This is a genomic window from Roseomonas sp. F4, assembly GCF_053891155.1.
In genome coordinates this window covers 613,353-628,568 of record NZ_JBSSHK010000001.1, presented here as the reverse complement: position 1 = coordinate 628,568, position 15,216 = coordinate 613,353, and the positions used below count along the sequence as shown (strand labels likewise).

The 15,216-nt window shown below is 69.4% G+C and carries 12 protein-coding genes; 4 read left to right on the top strand and 8 right to left on the bottom strand.

From position 1 onward, the window contains the following. Positions 1 to 150: 150 nt before the first annotated feature. The 4 genes from cobT to ACVFYP_RS02950 all read right to left on the bottom strand — a co-directional run bounded on the left by cobT (position 151) and on the right by ACVFYP_RS02950 (position 5,036). Positions 151 to 2,019 (bottom strand): cobaltochelatase subunit CobT, encoded by a 1,869-nt coding sequence (cobT, locus tag ACVFYP_RS02965; protein WP_499198632.1) that lies wholly within the window; start codon positions 2,017 to 2,019, stop codon positions 151 to 153. A gap of 115 nt (positions 2,020 to 2,134) precedes the next feature. Continuing rightward, entirely contained in the window at positions 2,135 to 3,145 is a 1,011-nt protein-coding gene (gene cobS / locus ACVFYP_RS02960; protein WP_499199529.1) for a cobaltochelatase subunit CobS, read from the bottom strand. 55 nt (positions 3,146 to 3,200) lie between these two features. Beyond that, positions 3,201 to 3,809, bottom strand: a complete 609-nt coding sequence (locus ACVFYP_RS02955; RefSeq protein ID WP_499198631.1) for a J domain-containing protein — start codon at positions 3,807 to 3,809, stop codon at positions 3,201 to 3,203. 126 nt (positions 3,810 to 3,935) lie between these two features. After that, complete coding sequence (locus ACVFYP_RS02950; protein ID WP_499199528.1) at positions 3,936 to 5,036, bottom strand: OmpA family protein; 1,101 nt, start codon at positions 5,034 to 5,036, stop codon at positions 3,936 to 3,938. Between the two features lie 210 nt (positions 5,037 to 5,246). Between ACVFYP_RS02950 and ACVFYP_RS02945 the strand changes: the two genes are divergently transcribed. Further along, entirely contained in the window at positions 5,247 to 5,948 is a 702-nt protein-coding gene (locus ACVFYP_RS02945) for a GntR family transcriptional regulator (protein ID WP_499198630.1), read from the top strand. A gap of 44 nt (positions 5,949 to 5,992) precedes the next feature. Beyond that, positions 5,993 to 6,868: a TauD/TfdA dioxygenase family protein gene (locus tag ACVFYP_RS02940; RefSeq protein WP_499198629.1), complete on the top strand. Its 876-nt coding sequence runs from the start codon at positions 5,993 to 5,995 to the stop codon at positions 6,866 to 6,868. Between the two features lie 54 nt (positions 6,869 to 6,922). On the opposite strand, the gene ACVFYP_RS02935 is transcribed toward ACVFYP_RS02940, so the two are convergent. Continuing rightward, positions 6,923 to 8,011 carry an alpha/beta fold hydrolase gene (locus ACVFYP_RS02935; RefSeq protein ID WP_499198628.1) on the bottom strand — a complete coding sequence of 363 codons (1,089 nt, stop codon included), beginning with the start codon at positions 8,009 to 8,011 and terminating at the stop codon, positions 6,923 to 6,925. Between the two features lie 80 nt (positions 8,012 to 8,091). Between ACVFYP_RS02935 and ACVFYP_RS02930 the strand changes: the two genes are divergently transcribed. Then, a complete protein-coding gene (locus ACVFYP_RS02930) occupies positions 8,092 to 9,003 on the top strand; it encodes an aminotransferase class IV (RefSeq protein WP_499198627.1) in 912 nt (303 codons plus the stop codon). A gap of 49 nt (positions 9,004 to 9,052) precedes the next feature. Here ACVFYP_RS02930 and ACVFYP_RS02925 read toward each other — a convergent pair whose 3' ends face one another. From ACVFYP_RS02925 to ACVFYP_RS02915, 3 genes are read right to left on the bottom strand one after another with little or no spacing between them, the layout of a single operon-like run. Then, positions 9,053 to 11,101, bottom strand: a complete 2,049-nt coding sequence (locus tag ACVFYP_RS02925; RefSeq protein ID WP_499198626.1) for a hydantoinase/oxoprolinase family protein — start codon at positions 11,099 to 11,101, stop codon at positions 9,053 to 9,055. After that, a complete protein-coding gene (locus tag ACVFYP_RS02920; RefSeq protein WP_499198625.1) occupies positions 11,101 to 12,696 on the bottom strand; it encodes a hydantoinase B/oxoprolinase family protein in 1,596 nt (531 codons plus the stop codon). Before ACVFYP_RS02920 ends, ACVFYP_RS02925 begins: the two co-directional genes overlap by 1 nt. Further along, the gene (locus tag ACVFYP_RS02915) at positions 12,696 to 14,309 is read right to left on the bottom strand and encodes a thiamine pyrophosphate-binding protein (RefSeq protein WP_499198624.1); all 1,614 of its coding nucleotides are present in this window, start codon (positions 14,307 to 14,309) and stop codon (positions 12,696 to 12,698) included. The genes ACVFYP_RS02920 and ACVFYP_RS02915 overlap by 1 nt, the downstream gene beginning before the upstream one ends. A 106-nt stretch (positions 14,310 to 14,415) precedes the next feature. Between ACVFYP_RS02915 and ACVFYP_RS02910 the strand changes: the two genes are divergently transcribed. Further along, positions 14,416 to 15,162 (top strand): SDR family NAD(P)-dependent oxidoreductase, encoded by a 747-nt coding sequence (locus tag ACVFYP_RS02910; protein WP_499198623.1) that lies wholly within the window; start codon positions 14,416 to 14,418, stop codon positions 15,160 to 15,162. Positions 15,163 to 15,216: the final 54 nt, after the last annotated feature.

Here is a 15,216-nt window from a genome sequence, read left to right as displayed (position 1 = left end):
TATTGATACGCAGGCCGCCCAGCAGCCGCAGCGCCCCGGTGCTGCCTTCCGGCAGGTCCAGACGCCGGGCCAGCGCCGGCCCCTCCGCCCCGCCGGCACAGCCCGGCAGGGCGGCGAGCGCGGCGGCGAGGAAAAGCCGGCGGTGGAGGATCAGGCGATCTGCGGCGCGCGTTCCGACGCGGCCCGCTGCCAGGCCATCGCCGCATCCTCGTCGAACAGCTCGGCGAGCTTCTTCATCATGGTGCCGCCCAGCTCCTCGGCATCCACGATGGTCACAGCGCGGCGGTAGTAGCGGGTGACGTCGTGGCCGATGCCGATGGCGATCAGCTCCACCGCCTCCCGCCCCTCGATCTCGCCGATCACCTTGCGCAGATGGCGCTCCAGGTAGTTGCCCGGATTCACCGACAGGGTGCTGTCATCCACCGGCGCGCCGTCGGAGATCACCATCAGGATGCGGCGATGCTCGGTGCGGGTGAGCAGGCGCTTATAGGCCCATTCCAGCGCCTCGCCGTCGATGTTCTCCTTCAGCAGCCCCTCGCGCAGCATCAGGCCGAGGTTCTTGCGGGCGCGGCGCCAGGGGGCATCGGCGGATTTGTAGATGACGTGGCGCAGGTCGTTCAGGCGGCCCGGATTGCGCGGCTTGCCTTCCTGCACCCAGCGTTCGCGGGACTGGCCACCCTTCCAGGCGCGGGTGGTGAAGCCGAGAATCTCGGTCTTCACCGCGCAGCGCTCCAGGGTGCGGGCCAGGATGTCGCAGCACATGGCGGCGACGGTGATCGGGCGCCCGCGCATCGAGCCCGAATTGTCGATCAGCAGCGTCACCACCGTGTCGCGGAAATCGGCCTCGCGCTCCCGCTTGTAGGACAGCGACTGCATCGGATTGACCACGACGCGGGCCAGCCGCGCCACGTCCAGAAGCCCTTCCTCAAGGTCGAATTCCCAGGCGCGCTGCTGCTGCGCCATCAGCCGGCGCTGCAGGCGATTCGCCAGCTTCGAAACCACGCCCTGCAAATGGGACAATTGCTGGTCGAGCTGCTGGCGGAGGCGTGCCAGCTCCTCCGCATCGCAAAGGTCGTCGGCCTCCACCACCTCATCGAAGGCCTTGCTATAAGCGCGGTAGACGGAGGCGTCGTCGGTAGCCGGCACTTCCTTGCGCTGCTGCGGCCCGCCGGGGCGGTCGTCGCCCTCGGCCGCGGCGCCTTCCTCCTCGCCTTCCTCGCCGTCATCCTCAGCGCTGTCGCCCTGCATGGTCTCGGGCTGGGCACCGAGCATGCTTTCAGTGTCCTGGGCCTGGGACTCACCCTCGCCCGACTGGTCCTGCTGGGAGGTGGTCTCGCCGCCCTCGCCTTCTTCCTCGTCCTGCTCGGCCTCGGTCTCCACCTCGGCCTCGGCCAGGTCGAGGGCGGCCAGCAGCTTGCGCGCGGCGCGGCCGAAGGCGTCCTGGTCGGCGCTCTTATCGGCCATCTCGGCCAGCGCGGATTCGGCCGATTCGCCGATGGTGTCGCGCCACATGTCGAGAATGCGCTGCGCCGGGGCGGGCGCCGGCTGGCCGGAAAGCCTTTCGCGCGCCAGCAGGCCGAGCGCGGCGGCCAGCGGAAGCTGGTCCTTGCGCGTCATCCGGTCATAGCCTTCCGACTCGCACTGGTCGGTCAGGCGGGCGCGCAGATTGGCAGCGACGCCGGACATATGCTGGCTGCCCACAACCTCGACGCGCACATCCTCCAGGGCATCGAACACCTCCCGCGCCTCGCGGCGGGCGGGGATGCGGTTGGCGTGCACACCCTCATCATGGTGGCGCAGCTTCAGGGCGATGGCATCCGCGGCGCCGCGCAGCTTGGCCATTTCGGCCGGCGGCAGGGCGCGGGTTGGCAGCGGCAGGCGGGCGCGCTTGCCGGCGAGGCCGGAGGGGCCGGGCTGGTAGGCGACCTGCACTTCCGGCTGGCGCGCAATGGCACGCACCGCGCCGGCGGTGGCCCGCTTGAATTCTTCCTGGCGCGTCTGGTCGGGCTTGCCGCTCATCAATCGTGATCCGTCATCTGGCCCGGACCTCGGGCGCGGCGGGTGACGGGTTCAAGCCCCGCCACCCTGGCAGGCAGGGCACCGCGCCGGGGCGCGGGGTCCCCCAAGGCGGCGGTCAGCCCGCCTTGCGCAGCGAGCTGCCGGTCGGAAGCTCCTCGTTGAAGCAGCGCTGGTAGTATTCGGCGACGGTGCCGCGCTCCGCCTCATCGCACTTGTTCAGGAAGGTCATGCGGAAGGCGAAGCCGATATCGCCGAAGATCCGCACATTCTCCGCCCAGGTGATGACGGTGCGCGGCGACATGACGGTGGAGATGTCGCCGGCGATGAAGCCGGCGCGGGTCAGGTCGGCCAGCGCCACCATCGCCTCCGTCTGGCGCTTCATCTTGCTGTCCTTGTCGTCCCAGCCGAGCTTGGCCATGACGATCGCGGTTTCCTGCGCATGCGGCAGATAGTTCAGCGTGGCCACCAGGTTCCAGCGGTCCATCTGGCCCTGATTGATCTGCTGCGTGCCGTGATACAGGCCCGTCGTATCGCCCAGGCCCACGGTGTTCGCCGTGGCAAACAGGCGGAACATCGGATGCGGGCGAATCACCTTGTTCTGGTCGAGCAGGGTGAGCTTGCCCTCCACTTCCAGCACGCGCTGGATCACGAACATCACATCCGGGCGACCGGCGTCATATTCGTCGAAAACCAGCGCGCAGGGATGCTGCAGCGCCCAGGGCAGGATCCCTTCACGGAACTCCGTGATCTGCTTCCCGTCCTTCAGAACGATGGCATCCTTGCCGATCAGGTCGATGCGGGAGATGTGGCTGTCCAGGTTCACGCGGATGCAGGGCCAGTTCAGCCGTGCGGCGACCTGTTCGATATGCGTGGATTTGCCGGTGCCGTGATAGCCCTGGACCATCACGCGGCGGTTGAAGGCGAAGCCCGCCACGATGGCCAGCGTCGTCTCCCGGTCGAAGCGGTAGGTGCTGTCGATCTCCGGCACGTGTTCGGTGCGGCGGCTGAAGGCAGGCACCACCATATCGCTGTCGATGCCGAACACCTCGCGCACGGCGAGCTTGATATCCGGCTGGTCGATCGCGGAGGTGGGGTTGATCTCGGCGAGGCTGGCGGCCTTGTTCATATCTCGGTCCGGCTGTGACATCGATTGCAATCCTAAGGCGCCCGGACGGGCGCGGCTACCCGGCAGAAGCGGGTGCGGGCATCGCTTTGCCCGGAAGTTTGCGTCGGACGAGGCTGTAGGCGCGATTGATGTCCTTCAGCCGTTCCTCCGCCTGGCGATCGCCGCCATTGGCATCGGGGTGAAACCGCTTGGCGAGCTCTTTGTAGCGCGTCCGCAACGCCAGGGAATCGATGGGCCAGCCGAGACCCAGAACATCCAGCGCGGCACGCAGTTCCGCCGGCGGCTCATCCGGCCGGGGCTGGCGTGCGCGGCGCTGGGCATGCAGCGGCGTGGCGCCCAGCACACCGAGCGGGTCGCGCAGCACTTCCGAATCAAAGGGATTGGCGCCGCCGAGCCGGCCGAGCGGCCAGGTGGGCCGCTGCCAGCCGCTGTCGCTGCGCAGATTGGCCTCGATCTCGCCCGGGCTCATGCCTTTGTAATAGTCCCAGGCGCGGTTGTAGGCCCGCACATGTTCCAGGCAGAACCATCGGTATTCATTGAGGGTCTTGCGATCGCGCGGGGCGCGGTATTCGCCGGCCTCCGTGCAGCCCGGTTGCTCGCACAGCCGCAACGGCGCCTCCGGCTCCGCGGTCAGTGTTCCGATGCGGTCGCCACGTCGCGCCATCAGCCTGTTATGGTCGCCACATTTCCCGGGCGCAAGCGGGCGGGCCACGCGAAGCCGGCAGGGCGGACAACAAAAAAGGGCGCCCGAAGGCGCCCTTTTCCGATTGGCTTCGAGAGAAGCCTGCGATTAGCGCAGGACGATCTCGACGCGGCGGTTCTGCGGCTCGCGCACACCGTCGGCGGTCGGGACCAGCGGGCGGCTCTCACCGAAGGCCTGGATGGCCATCGCGGAGCGCGCAACGCCACGGCGCTCCAGCTCGGCAGCCACGGCGGCCGCGCGGCGCTCGGACAGGCGCTGGTTGTACTGCGGCGTGCCCGAACGGTCGGCGTGGCCGGAGACCTCGATGCGGGTCGTGCCCACGCCGCGGCTGTTCGTCGCGGCTTCCGCGATGATCTGGCGGGCGCGGTCCGTCAGGTCGGCGCGGTCGAAGTCGAAGAACACCAGGTAGGTGCGGGCGACCTCCGTCCGCGGCGCAACCGGCGTAACCGGGGCCACGACCGGCGGCGGCGGCGTCACGCCGAAGGCGTAGCGCAGGCCGAGCAGCAGGCTGTGGTTGAAGTTGTCAACCTCGGCATTGCCGGCGGCGCCGGGGCGAATGCTGCTGCGAGCGTCGATCTCCGGGGAGAGCGTGCCCATGAAGCGGTATTCGGTGGTCACGGCCAGGCCAGGAACGGCGGCGATCGGGAAGGCGGCGCCAACGATCGCCTGGTAGGCGAAGCGGCCCTGCTCACCGTCGATCGTGTTGCTGCCATTGGTGCCGACGGCGCGGACGCTGTCGTACTCATGCCACTGGTAGCCGGCGCCAACGCCGACATACGGGGTCACGAAGCTGCCCGGGCCGAGGTCGAAGTCATACAGCGCATTGGCCATGACGCCGTAGGAACGGGCCTTGCCATCGGTGCGAACCGGGCGGGTCAGGCCGGTGAAGCCGCTGATGCCGTCCACTTCGTTCTCGCGGTAGGAGCCTTCGAGCTCAACCCGCACGCCGTTGCCGAAGCCGTAGCCCAGGCTGATCACGCCGACGTAGCCGTAGTTGAATTCGATCTGGCCGCTGCGCTGGGCAGAGGTGGCACCCGCCACCACCGGACCGGTGATCGACACATCGGATTCCTGCAGCAGGTTCGCACCCGCGCCGGCACCGACGTACAAACCAGTGATGGGCTGTGCCTGAGCTGCCAGAGGCAGGGCCAGGAAGGTCGCAGCCAGCAAGGCGTTCCGAACTCGCATCTTCATCGCTCCATTTCCCGCGGCGGTGCCGGGGAGGCGGCGGACCAGCAAATCCGGGCGCCTTTTCCTGAACGACTTGTACTGCGCAACCAGAACGTGCGCGAGAGTGTCGAAGCGCCTGACTGCTGGCAGCCGGGCAACTGTTGCCCGGGGGCAACAGGTGTGAAGGGCGGCGGCGCCCAGCCGCCGGCATGCTATGCTCCACGGCGCATGAACCGCCCCGCCAAAGCCCCCCTCTCCGGCCCGATTTGGGCCGCCCCCACCCTCACCGAGGAAGCCTATGGGCGACTCGAGGAGATGATCGTCACCCTGGAGCTCGCGCCGGGCAGCGTGGTGTCGGAGGCGATTCTCGGCCGCCTGCTGGGAATCGGCACCACCCCGGTGCGGGAAGCGCTGCAACGCCTGGCCCGGGAACACCTGGTGCAGGTGCTGCCCCGCCGCGGCGTGGTGGTGACCGGGGTCGATCTGCACCATCAGCTGCATGTGCTGGAAACCCGGCGGGAGCTGGACCGGCTGATCGCCCGCGCCGCAGCCCGCCGCGCGCGGCCGACGGAGCGCGCCATGATCGGCGCCCTGGCGGAGGCCATCCGCGCCAGCATCGCCAGCAACGACCTGCGCGGCTTCCTGCGCCAGGACGGGCTGCTGAACCAGTCGCTGGCGGAGGCCGCGCGCAATCCGGTCGCCGCCGCCAGCGTGGCCAGCCTGCATGCCGTCTGCCGCCGTTTCTGGTTCTTCCATAACCGGGCGGAGGATGAACTGGCCGAGACGGCCGAACTGCACGCCGCCGTCGCCACGGCGGTGGCCGAGGGACGGGAGGTCGCGGCCGCCGAAGCCTCCGACTCGCTGATCGCGCACCTCCTGACTTTCGCCCGCGCCACCGTGCTTGACCCTGCCGATTCGCCGGTAGCATAAGACTGACATGCCAGGCTCGAAGACCTGGCGTGGGAGTAACGACCATGCAGGTGACCCCGATCGGCCGGGATTTCGTGGCGGAGGTCTCGGGCCTCGACCTTCGCAGCCCCCTCACTGCCCAGCAGGTCGCGGCGGTGGATGCGGCCGTGGACCGCTTCGCGGTCCTGGTCTTCCGCGACCAGGTGCTGGACGACGACCAGCAGATGGCCTTCGGCGCCGCGCTCGGCCCGCTGGAACAGGAACCGGCGACGGTCGATGCCGATAAGCGCCGGCTGCGCCACGCGCAGATGAACGACATCTCCAATCTTGACGAACAGGGCCGGCTGCTGGCCGCGGATGACCGGCGCCGCATGTTCAACCTGGGCAACCGGCTCTGGCATAGCGACAGCAGCTTCAAGCGCGTGCCGGCGAAGTATTCCATGCTGCATGCCCGCAGCGTGCCGCCCGCCGGCGGCAATACCGAATTCGCCGATATGCGCGCCGCCTGGGATGCGCTGCCGGCGGCGGAACAGGACAGCCTGCGGGAGATGGTGGCGGAGCATTCGCTGATCTTTTCCCGCGCCATGCTCGGCTTCGGGGAATTCACGCCGGAGGAACGGCTGAAATTCGCGCCCGTGCCGCAGCGGCTGGTGCGGCGCCACCCGGGCTCGGGGCGCCTGTCCCTCTATCTGTCGTCGCATATCGGCCGCATCCGCGGCCTGCCGGTGCCGGAGGCCTTGGCGCTGGTCCGCGACCTGACGGAACATGCGACGCAGCGCCACTTCGTTCATGCGCATCACTGGCGGCCGCATGACCTGGTGCTGTGGGACAACCGCTGCACCATGCACCGCGCCCGCCCTTTCGAGGACACCCGCTATCCACGCGACATGCGACGCGTGACGCTGATGGACAGCGCGCCGACGCTGGAACAGGCGGCCTGAGTCTCGGCGTCGCCAAGTGGCCGCAGGCCACGCCGGCGCCTGAGCTCGTCTTCGCTACAGGAAGTCGAGCAGGCGTTCGACCACCGCCTCCGGCTGTTCCTGCTGCACCCAGTGGCCCGCGCCCTCGATCAGGTGCAGGCCGCGGAAATCGGCGCAGGACTGCGCCTGCATCTTCGCCAGGGCCAGGGGAAACTGGTGGATGCCCCAGTCGCTGGCGCCGGCGATGAAGGTGGCCGGCACCTCGATCCGCCGGCCGCTGAACAGCACCAGCTCCGCCGCATTCGCCCCGCCGGTGGCGCAGCGGTAGGATTGCAGGCCGCCGGCGAAGCCCGTGCGGGCATATTCGCCGACATAGACATCCAGCTCCGCATCCGTCAGCCAGGGTGCCTCCCCGGCCGGGGCGTAGGGGCGCACCGCCTCCGGCATCGTCGCATGCAGCGGCATCACATAATAGTCGGGCAGCTTGGCCAGTTCCTCGGCGGTCCAGCCGGTCAGCTCGAAGGGCATGTTGCCGGGCCAGTCGGCGCTTTTCTGGTGGTAATAGGCGCGCAGAAAGCCGTGCAGGCCCTGCGGCGGATGGTCCATGTCCCCGGCCGCGCGGCGTTCGGCGTAATACCACTGGTAGTGCTTGCGCGGCGGATCGAGCGCGGCCAGCGCCGCATGCACGTCAGGCCCGGCCGGCGGGTTGCGCGCGGGCGGACCGGCGAAGGGGGAGCTCATCAAGGCGACGCGGCTGAACACATCCGGCCGGATCAGCGCGCACCAGGCCGCGACAGGCGAGCCATAGTCATGCCCGACCACGCCATGCAGCGTCGCGATCCCCAGCGCATCGAGCAGGGCGAGCTGGTCGCGCACAATATTCAGCATCTGGAAGGGCGCCAGCGGCGCGTCGTACTCCGCCACCCAGCCCGTGGTGCGGCCATAGCCGCGCAGATCCGGCGCGATCACATGGAAGCCAGCCGCCGCCAGGCCCGGCATCACCTTGCGCCAGGAAAAGGCGAGTTCGGGAAAGCCGTGCAGCAGCAGGATCGCGGGCCCGCCGGGCGCGCCGGCCTCCAGCAGATGCACGTTCAGCCCGTTCACATCCGGCACCATGCGGGCTCGCAGGCCTCGCGGCAGCAGTGTCTCGTCGAGTGGCGTCATGCGCCTTGTCTCCCCACCCATATTGCCGCGCGCGACTCCGCCGCGCAGAGTTGCGGCCTCGCGATACAGGAACATGCGGCATGTGGCAGGCCCACACCATCATCCATAACGGTCAGGCGATCCCCTTCGCCGAGGCGCGACTGCATCCGCTGGCGGTCGGCGTCGCCTATGGCGTGGCGGTGTTCGAGGGGCTGCGCGCCTATATGAACCCCGCCGATGGCAGCCTCAGCGTGTTCCGGCTGGACGAACATCTGGCCCGGTTGCAGCAGGGCATGAAGGTGATGCGCTTCGACTCGCCGCCGAGCACGGAGGTGCTGCGCGCCGGCGTGCTGGAAGTGCTGCGGCTGAACGCGCCGGATGAGGATGCCTATCTGCGCGTGCAGGCGCAGATCGAGGTCATCGGCACCCTGGCCACGACCGGCCCCGTCGGCTGGATCGCGGCGGCGCTGCCGCGGGAACGGTCGGCCAAATTCGCCACCGGTCTCGCCGCCACCGTCTCCTCCTGGACGCGCATCTCGGACAATGCGATGCCGCCGCGCGTGAAGGCCTCGGCCAACTACCACGCCTCGCGCCTGGCCAATCTACAGGCGCGCACGGATGGCTATGACAGCGCGCTGCTGCTGACGTCGCGCGGCAAGGTCTCGGAAGCCGCCGCCGCCTGCCTGTTCCTGGTGCGCGACGGCGTGCTGGTGACGCCGGGCAAGAGCAGCGATATCCTTGAGAGCGTGACGCGGGAGACGGTGCTGGTGCTGGCCGCCGAGGCGGGGCTGACGGTGGAACAGCGCGACGTCGATCGCACGGAGCTGTATGTGGCGGAGGAAGTCTTCCTCTGCGGTACGGGGCAGGAGCTGGTGGCGGTGACCAGCGTGGACCGCCTGCCGGTCGGCGACGGCAAGCCCGGACCCGTGACGCGCCAGTTGCAGGCGGCCTATGAGGCGGTGGTGCGGGGCACCACCGACGCCCATCCGGAATGGCGCACGCGGGTCGGCTGAAGCATTTTCACGTCGGGCGGCTTCGCCCGACGCTTCGGAAAACGCGTGCTCAGCTGAAGCGCACCACCAGGTTCAGCGCCGCATCCACCGTGGCGCGTGAGCCTGGCGGCAGCACCAGCGTACTTTCGCGTTCCTCCACCAGCGCGGGCCCGACGATGGCATCGCCCGGGCGCAGCGCGGTGCGGTCATGCACCTCGGCCTGGATGAAGCCGTTGCCGAACCAAGCGGCACGCCTGCCCTTCAGCGAGGTGGCGTCGGCCGGTGGCGCCTTGGCCAGTTCCAGCTTCGGCGTGGGGCCGGCGACAATGACGCGCCAGCCCACCGTCTCCACCGGCAGCGTCGCCTCGATGCGACCATAGAGGCGGCGATACTCGGCCTCGAAGGCGCCGCGCAGTGCATCGCGATCCAGCGCCGCGACCTCCGCCTCCACCTGATAGCCCTGGCCGGCATAGCGCATGGCGGCGATGCGGCGGATGGTGACGTCGGTGACGCCGGCCTCCGCCACCATCGCGCGGCCCTCTGCCTCCATCTCCGCCAGCATCCCGCGCAGCAGGCCGAGGTCCAGCGTCGCCAGCGGCGCGACCATGGCGCGCAGATGAGCAAAGGAGATGGGCGCGGCGAGGAATCCAAATGCCGAGGCGACACCGGCGCCGGGCGGCGAGATCAGCCGGTCCAGCCCCAGCTTCATGGCGATGGCGCAGGCATGCACGGGGCCGGCGCCGCCGATCGGCACCATGGTATAGCCTTCGATCCGTCGCGCCTTTTCCAGCGCATGCACGGCGGCGGCCTGGGACATGGACTGGTTCACCGTCTCATGCACCGCCCAGGCGGCTTCCAGCGCGGACAGGCCGAGCGGCTTGCCGATGTTTTCGTGAATCGCGCGCTCAGCCGCGGCGACGTCCAGCGTCATGTCACCGCCCAGGAAGCTATCGGGTGCGAGGTAGCCGAGCAGCAGGTCGGCATCCGTCACCGTGGGCAGCGTGCCGCCGAGGCCGTAGCAGGCCGGGCCGGGATCGCTGCTGGCACTGTCCGGGCCAACGCGAATCAGGCCCAGCCGGTCGACGCGCGCGATGGAGCCGCCACCTGCGCCGATCTCGATCATCTCGATCACCGGTACCTTCAAGGGAAAGCCGCTGCCTTTGCGGAAGCGGTCCACGCGCGACACTTCGAAATCGAGGCTGCGCTGCGGCTCCCCACCATCGATCAGCGCGGCCTTGGCCGTGGTGCCGCCCATATCGAAGCAGAGGATGTCGGCGGCGCCGGCGGATTCACCGATGACGCGCGCCGCCTGCACGCCGCCGGCCGGGCCGGATTGCACCAAGCGGATCGGGTGCCGCGCCGCCACATTCTCGCGCACCGTGCCGCCATCGGACAGCATGAGGAACAGCGGGCCGGTCAGGCCGGCGCCGCGCAGACCATCGCCGAGGTGGGCGAGGTAGCGCTCGAAGACCGGCTGCACATAGGCGTTGCAGATGGTGGTGGTGCCGCGTTCGTATTCGCCGATCTCGGGGACGAGGTCGGAGGACAGGCAGATGGTCAGCCCCGGCGCTTCCTGCCGGGCGATCTCCGCCAGGCGGCGTTCATGCACCGGGTTGAGGAAGGCGTGCAGCAGGCAGATGGCGAGCGCCTGCGCGCCGCCATCGCGCAAAGCGCGGATTTGCGCGCGCGCGACTTCTTCGTCGAGTTGGACGAGCACGCTGCCATCGGCGCGCAGCCGTTCGGGCACGCCGAGGCGCAGCCGACGTGGTACCAGCGGCTCGGGGCGGCGCATGAACAGGTCGTAGGTGTCGTGGCGCAGCTCCGTGCCGATTTCCGGCACGTCCCGGAAGCCCTCGGTGGTCAGGAAGCCGGTCGGCACGCCGCGGCGCTCGATCAATGCATTGGCGACGAGGGTGGTGCCGTGGATGACGTGCCGCACCTCGGCCGGCGCGACGCCATGCTGCGCCAGCAGCCCGTTGATGCCGGCCAGCACGGCCTGTTCCGGGGCATGCGGTGTGGTCAGCACCTTGCCGTTGAACAGGCGCCCGTCGCGCGTGTCCAGCAGCACGAAATCGGTGAAGGTGCCGCCGATATCGACGCCGATCTGCCAGGGCTGCATTACACGTAGCCCTCCGCGGCATCTTCATCGCGCGCCGTGGCGCTGCGCTCCGCAGGCGGGCCGAAGCCGCCGCCACCGGGTGTTTCAAAGACCAGCGTATCGCCCGGTTGCAGCACGAGCCGCGCCTTGGCGGCCACCTGCGTCCCGTTCAGCAGGTCGCGCCCGCCCCGCCCGGCCTCCCCGCCCAGTAATCCGCGTGGCGGGTGCTGAACACGCTCGTGCCGGTAGGTGGCCGTCACCGGCTTATCGCCGATAACCCGAAAGCCGAGGCGCTGGCCGAGGCCGCCGCGCATCGTGCCGTCGCCGCCACTGCCGGGGATCAGCGACTTCTCCGTGATCAGCATGGGCGCCGCATTCTCGAACTGCTCCACCGGCTGCGTCGCGACGTTGGAGGGGAAGGACAGGCATGCGGCGCCGTCATGCGAGGCGGCCGCGCCATGGCCGCCATTCATGAAGAACATGCGGACATAGCGGCGGCCATCCGGCTGTTCGCCGGTGAAGTAGACATTCCACAAGGGGCTGCCGGATTCGGCCACGACGCGATCCGGAATCAGCTTTCCCAGCGCCGAGAGAACCAGCATCGGCAGGTAGTGCCCGGTGAGGTGCCGCCCCCAGACCGGTGCGGGCCGGCGCGGGTTCACGATGGAACCCTCCGGTGCGATCAGCGTGATCGGCCGGAAGCAGCCGTCATTGTTCGGCGTGGTGGGATCGAAGGCGCATTTGACCGCATAATTGGAATAGGCACGGGAGAAGTTCAGCGGGGAGTTCACCGGGCGGGCGATCTGCGCATCGGTACCGGTGAAATCCAGCGTCAGTTGGTCGCCCTTCACCTCCAGCCGCAGGCGGATGGTGACGGGGTGTTCGAAGCCATCGGCGGTGACCTCGTCGAAGACCTCGCCATCCGGCACGGCGGCAATGGCCTCGCGCATGGCACGTTCGGATCGCGCGAAAATCTCCGCCGAGAGCACATCGGCATCCGCAATGCCCTCCTCTGCCAGGATGCGCAGCAGCCGCGGCGCGGCCTGGTCGTACATGGCGAATTGCGCGCGTAGATCGCCCAGCACTTCCTCCGGCAGGCGCAGATTGGCTTCGAGGAAGGCGATGACGTCTTCATTCTCCTCGCCGGCCCGCAGGATGCGGGCGACGGGGATGGTCAGCCCCTCCTCCCAGGAATCGCGCGCCTCCACGCCGGGGGCGCCGCCGATATCGGTGGCGTGGAAGGTGCTGCCAATCCAGGCCAGGATGCGGCCGCCGTCGAAGATCGGCTTGACCATGGTGATGTCGTTCAGATGGCCGGCGCCGAGATAGCCGTCATTCGAGATCAGCACATCGCCCGGCACCAGACGCTCCGCCGGGATCCTGCGCAGCATCGCCGCCAACGTCACAGGCATGGTGCCGACGAAGCTGGGCACGGATCTCGAGGATTGAGCGAATTGCCGCCCGGCGCTGTCCATCAGCCCGACCGCCATGTCCCAGTTGTCGCGCACGACCGAGGAAAAACTGGTGCGCACGAAGGTCTCGGCCGCCTCGTCCATCAGGCCGGCGATGCGCGCCCAGGCGGTGCCGAGGCGCAGGGCGGACAGGGGTTTGGTCATCAGCCGCGCATCGCCTGCAATTGCGCGGGATAGCCCGCCGGATTGACCTGAACATCCACGAGGCTCGGACCCTCCACGGCGAAGGCGGCGCGTAGCGCGGCGCGGTAGCTGTCAGGCGTGTCGGCGCGAAAGCCGGGCACGCCAAAGCCTTCCGCGACCTTGGCGAAATCGGTGGGCGCGAAGGCCACGCCGGCGGGGGCCAATTGGCGCTGCTGCTGTTTGATGTCGATCAGCGACAGGGCGCTGTCGTTGAAGACGAGGGTGACCAGCCGCGCGCCGGTCTGCATCGCGGTTGCCAATTCGCCGATGCACATCATCAGCCCGCCATCGCCGGTGAAGGCGACGGCTCCGCGCGCCGGATCATGCAGCGCAGCCGCGATGCCGGCCGGCAGGGCGAAGCCCATGGAGGCGAGGCCGTTCGAGATGAGCAGGTCGCGCGGCTGTTCCGCCTGCCAGAAGGCGGTGGCGGAGAACATATGCGCGCCGGCATCCACCGTGGCGCGCGGCGCGCGGCCGGCGGCGCGGGCTTCCTGCTGCGCGATGCGCACGATGTCGGGCGGCGCAACGCCGCCCTGCCCCTGCCAGGTCAGCGCCGCCAACGCGGCATCGCGATGGCCGGCGATCTCGGCATCCGTCCAGGCGGAAGGCCGCGCTGCGTCGCGCAGCGCGCTTAGGCTTGTGGCGATATCGCCGTGCAGTGCCGCGCTGGGCGCCGCATAGCGCACCGGATGCGGCCGCAGCGCGACATCCAGGATCGGCGCCTTGTAGCGCCAAGGCTGCAGGATCAGCTCCACCGGGTCCAGCCCGGCCTGGATGATCAGATCCGCCGCGCCGACGCAGGGCGCCTCCAACGTGCCGCCGGTGAACAGCCCGGCGTAGAGGGGGTGCGCATCCGGCAGCACGCCCTTGGCCTTGTAGGTGACCAGCACCGGGCAGCCCAAGGCCTGCGCCAATGCGCGCAAGGCCGCCGTCGCCGCCGGCTCCGCCGCTTCCAGCCCCACGAGGATCACCGGGCGCTTCGCCTGGGCCAGCAGTGCCGCCGCATCGCCGATCGGCGCGGCCTGTGCCAGAGTGGCGGAACGCGGCACGGCCAAGGGCGCGGCACGGCGCGCGGCCTGGCCCGTCAGGTCCAGATGCACGGCGCCACGCGGCGCTGCCTGGGCCAGGTCCAGAAGTTCGGCAATCTCCGCCCGCGGCGCATCGCCTTCCGCCCGCGCATAGCCCTTGCCGATCGCGGCCGTGGCGCCCTTCTGGTCGAAGACCTGATGCGTCACCCAGCCCAGTTGCTGGCTGGTGAAACCATCCGACAGCAGCAGCAGCGGCGCGCGTTCCAGCGTGGCGCAGGCCAGGCCATTGGCGGCATTGGACACGCCCGGCCCCTTGGTGGTCATCACCACGCCGGGCGCGCCCGTCAGCTCCGCATCCGCCAGCGCCATCATCGCGGCATTGGCTTCCTGCCGGGCCAGGATGAAATCCACCCCGAAGCGTGGCGCGGCGGCGATGACATCCAGCGAGGATCCCCCGCCCGGCACGCCCCAGATGCGCCTTGTGCCGCGCCGTGCGAGGTCTTCCAGCAGCGCCTCCGCCACCGTCTGGCTTGCCGTGTCCGGCATCACTTGGATACTCCCACCATACACATCACTTGCACCGGCCCGGACGACTTGCCAAGCCGGGGGTGGTGGCCTCTGCTGCCCTCCGAAACGGGCGAGGACAGCGATCATGACGACCTTCACGGGCAAGCGGGTTCTGGTGGCGGGCGGCAGCCGCGGCATCGGGCGTTCCATCGCGCTCGGCTTCGCCCAGGCTGGCGCCAGTGTCTCCATCTGCGCGCGGGACGCCGCGGCGCTGGAGGCGACGCGGGTCGAAATCGCGGCGCTCGGCGTCACCGCCCATGCCGTCTCCGCCGATCTCGGCGTGGCGGATCAGGTGATCGGCTGGGTGGAACAGGCGGCGGCGTCGCTGGGCGGCGTGGATGTGCTGGTGAACAATGCCAGCGGCTTCGGCGCCAAGGACACGGAGGAGGACTGGGCGCGCGGTCTGAATGTGGATGTGATGGCCACGGTGCGCGCCAGCCGCGCCGCGACGCCCTTCCTGAAGGCCTCCCGCGGGTCCATCGTCAATATCTCCTCCATCTCCGGCTACCGGCCCTCGCTCCGCACGCCGGCCTATGCGGCGGTGAAGGCCCTTCTGGTGAACTACACCGCGAGCCAGGCCGCCGCCTTCGGGCCGGACGGGGTGCGGGTGAACGCCGTGGCGCCAGGTTCCATCGAGTTTCCGGGCGGGTCCTGGGAACAGCGGCGCAGCAGCGCACCCGATCTGTACAACCGTGTGCTGCAATCCATCCCCTTCGGCCGGCTCGGCACGCCGGAGGAAATCGCGGAGGTGGTCCTGTTCCTCGCCAGCCCCGCGGCGCGCTGGGTGACGGGGCAGACCATCATCGTCGATGGCGGACAGATGCTGAGCTAGCCCCGCCACGGGTCGGCGGAGGCTGACACAGGCGCTGGAACATGGTGGATTGGT

Excerpts from the sequence above, each read along its gene's own strand:
- ACVFYP_RS02915 (WP_499198624.1), bottom strand. The coding sequence starts at position 14,309 with ATGCCGGACACGGCAAGCCAGACGGTGGCGGAGGCGCTGCTGGAAGAC.
- ACVFYP_RS02925 (WP_499198626.1), bottom strand. The coding sequence starts at position 11,101 with ATGCAGCCCTGGCAGATCGGCGTCGATATCGGCGGCACCTTCACCGAT.
- cobS (WP_499199529.1), bottom strand. The coding sequence starts at position 3,145 with ATGAACAAGGCCGCCAGCCTCGCCGAGATCAACCCCACCTCCGCGATC.
- ACVFYP_RS02935 (WP_499198628.1), bottom strand. The coding sequence starts at position 8,011 with ATGACGCCACTCGACGAGACACTGCTGCCGCGAGGCCTGCGAGCCCGC.
- ACVFYP_RS02940 (WP_499198629.1), top strand. The coding sequence starts at position 5,993 with ATGCAGGTGACCCCGATCGGCCGGGATTTCGTGGCGGAGGTCTCGGGC.
- ACVFYP_RS02930 (WP_499198627.1), top strand. The coding sequence starts at position 8,092 with ATGTGGCAGGCCCACACCATCATCCATAACGGTCAGGCGATCCCCTTC.
- ACVFYP_RS02910 (WP_499198623.1), top strand. The coding sequence starts at position 14,416 with ATGACGACCTTCACGGGCAAGCGGGTTCTGGTGGCGGGCGGCAGCCGC.
- ACVFYP_RS02920 (WP_499198625.1), bottom strand. The coding sequence starts at position 12,696 with ATGACCAAACCCCTGTCCGCCCTGCGCCTCGGCACCGCCTGGGCGCGC.
- ACVFYP_RS02955 (WP_499198631.1), bottom strand. The coding sequence starts at position 3,809 with ATGGCGCGACGTGGCGACCGCATCGGAACACTGACCGCGGAGCCGGAG.
- cobT (WP_499198632.1), bottom strand. The coding sequence starts at position 2,019 with ATGAGCGGCAAGCCCGACCAGACGCGCCAGGAAGAATTCAAGCGGGCC.
- ACVFYP_RS02950 (WP_499199528.1), bottom strand. The coding sequence starts at position 5,036 with ATGCGAGTTCGGAACGCCTTGCTGGCTGCGACCTTCCTGGCCCTGCCT.
- ACVFYP_RS02945 (WP_499198630.1), top strand. The coding sequence starts at position 5,247 with ATGAACCGCCCCGCCAAAGCCCCCCTCTCCGGCCCGATTTGGGCCGCC.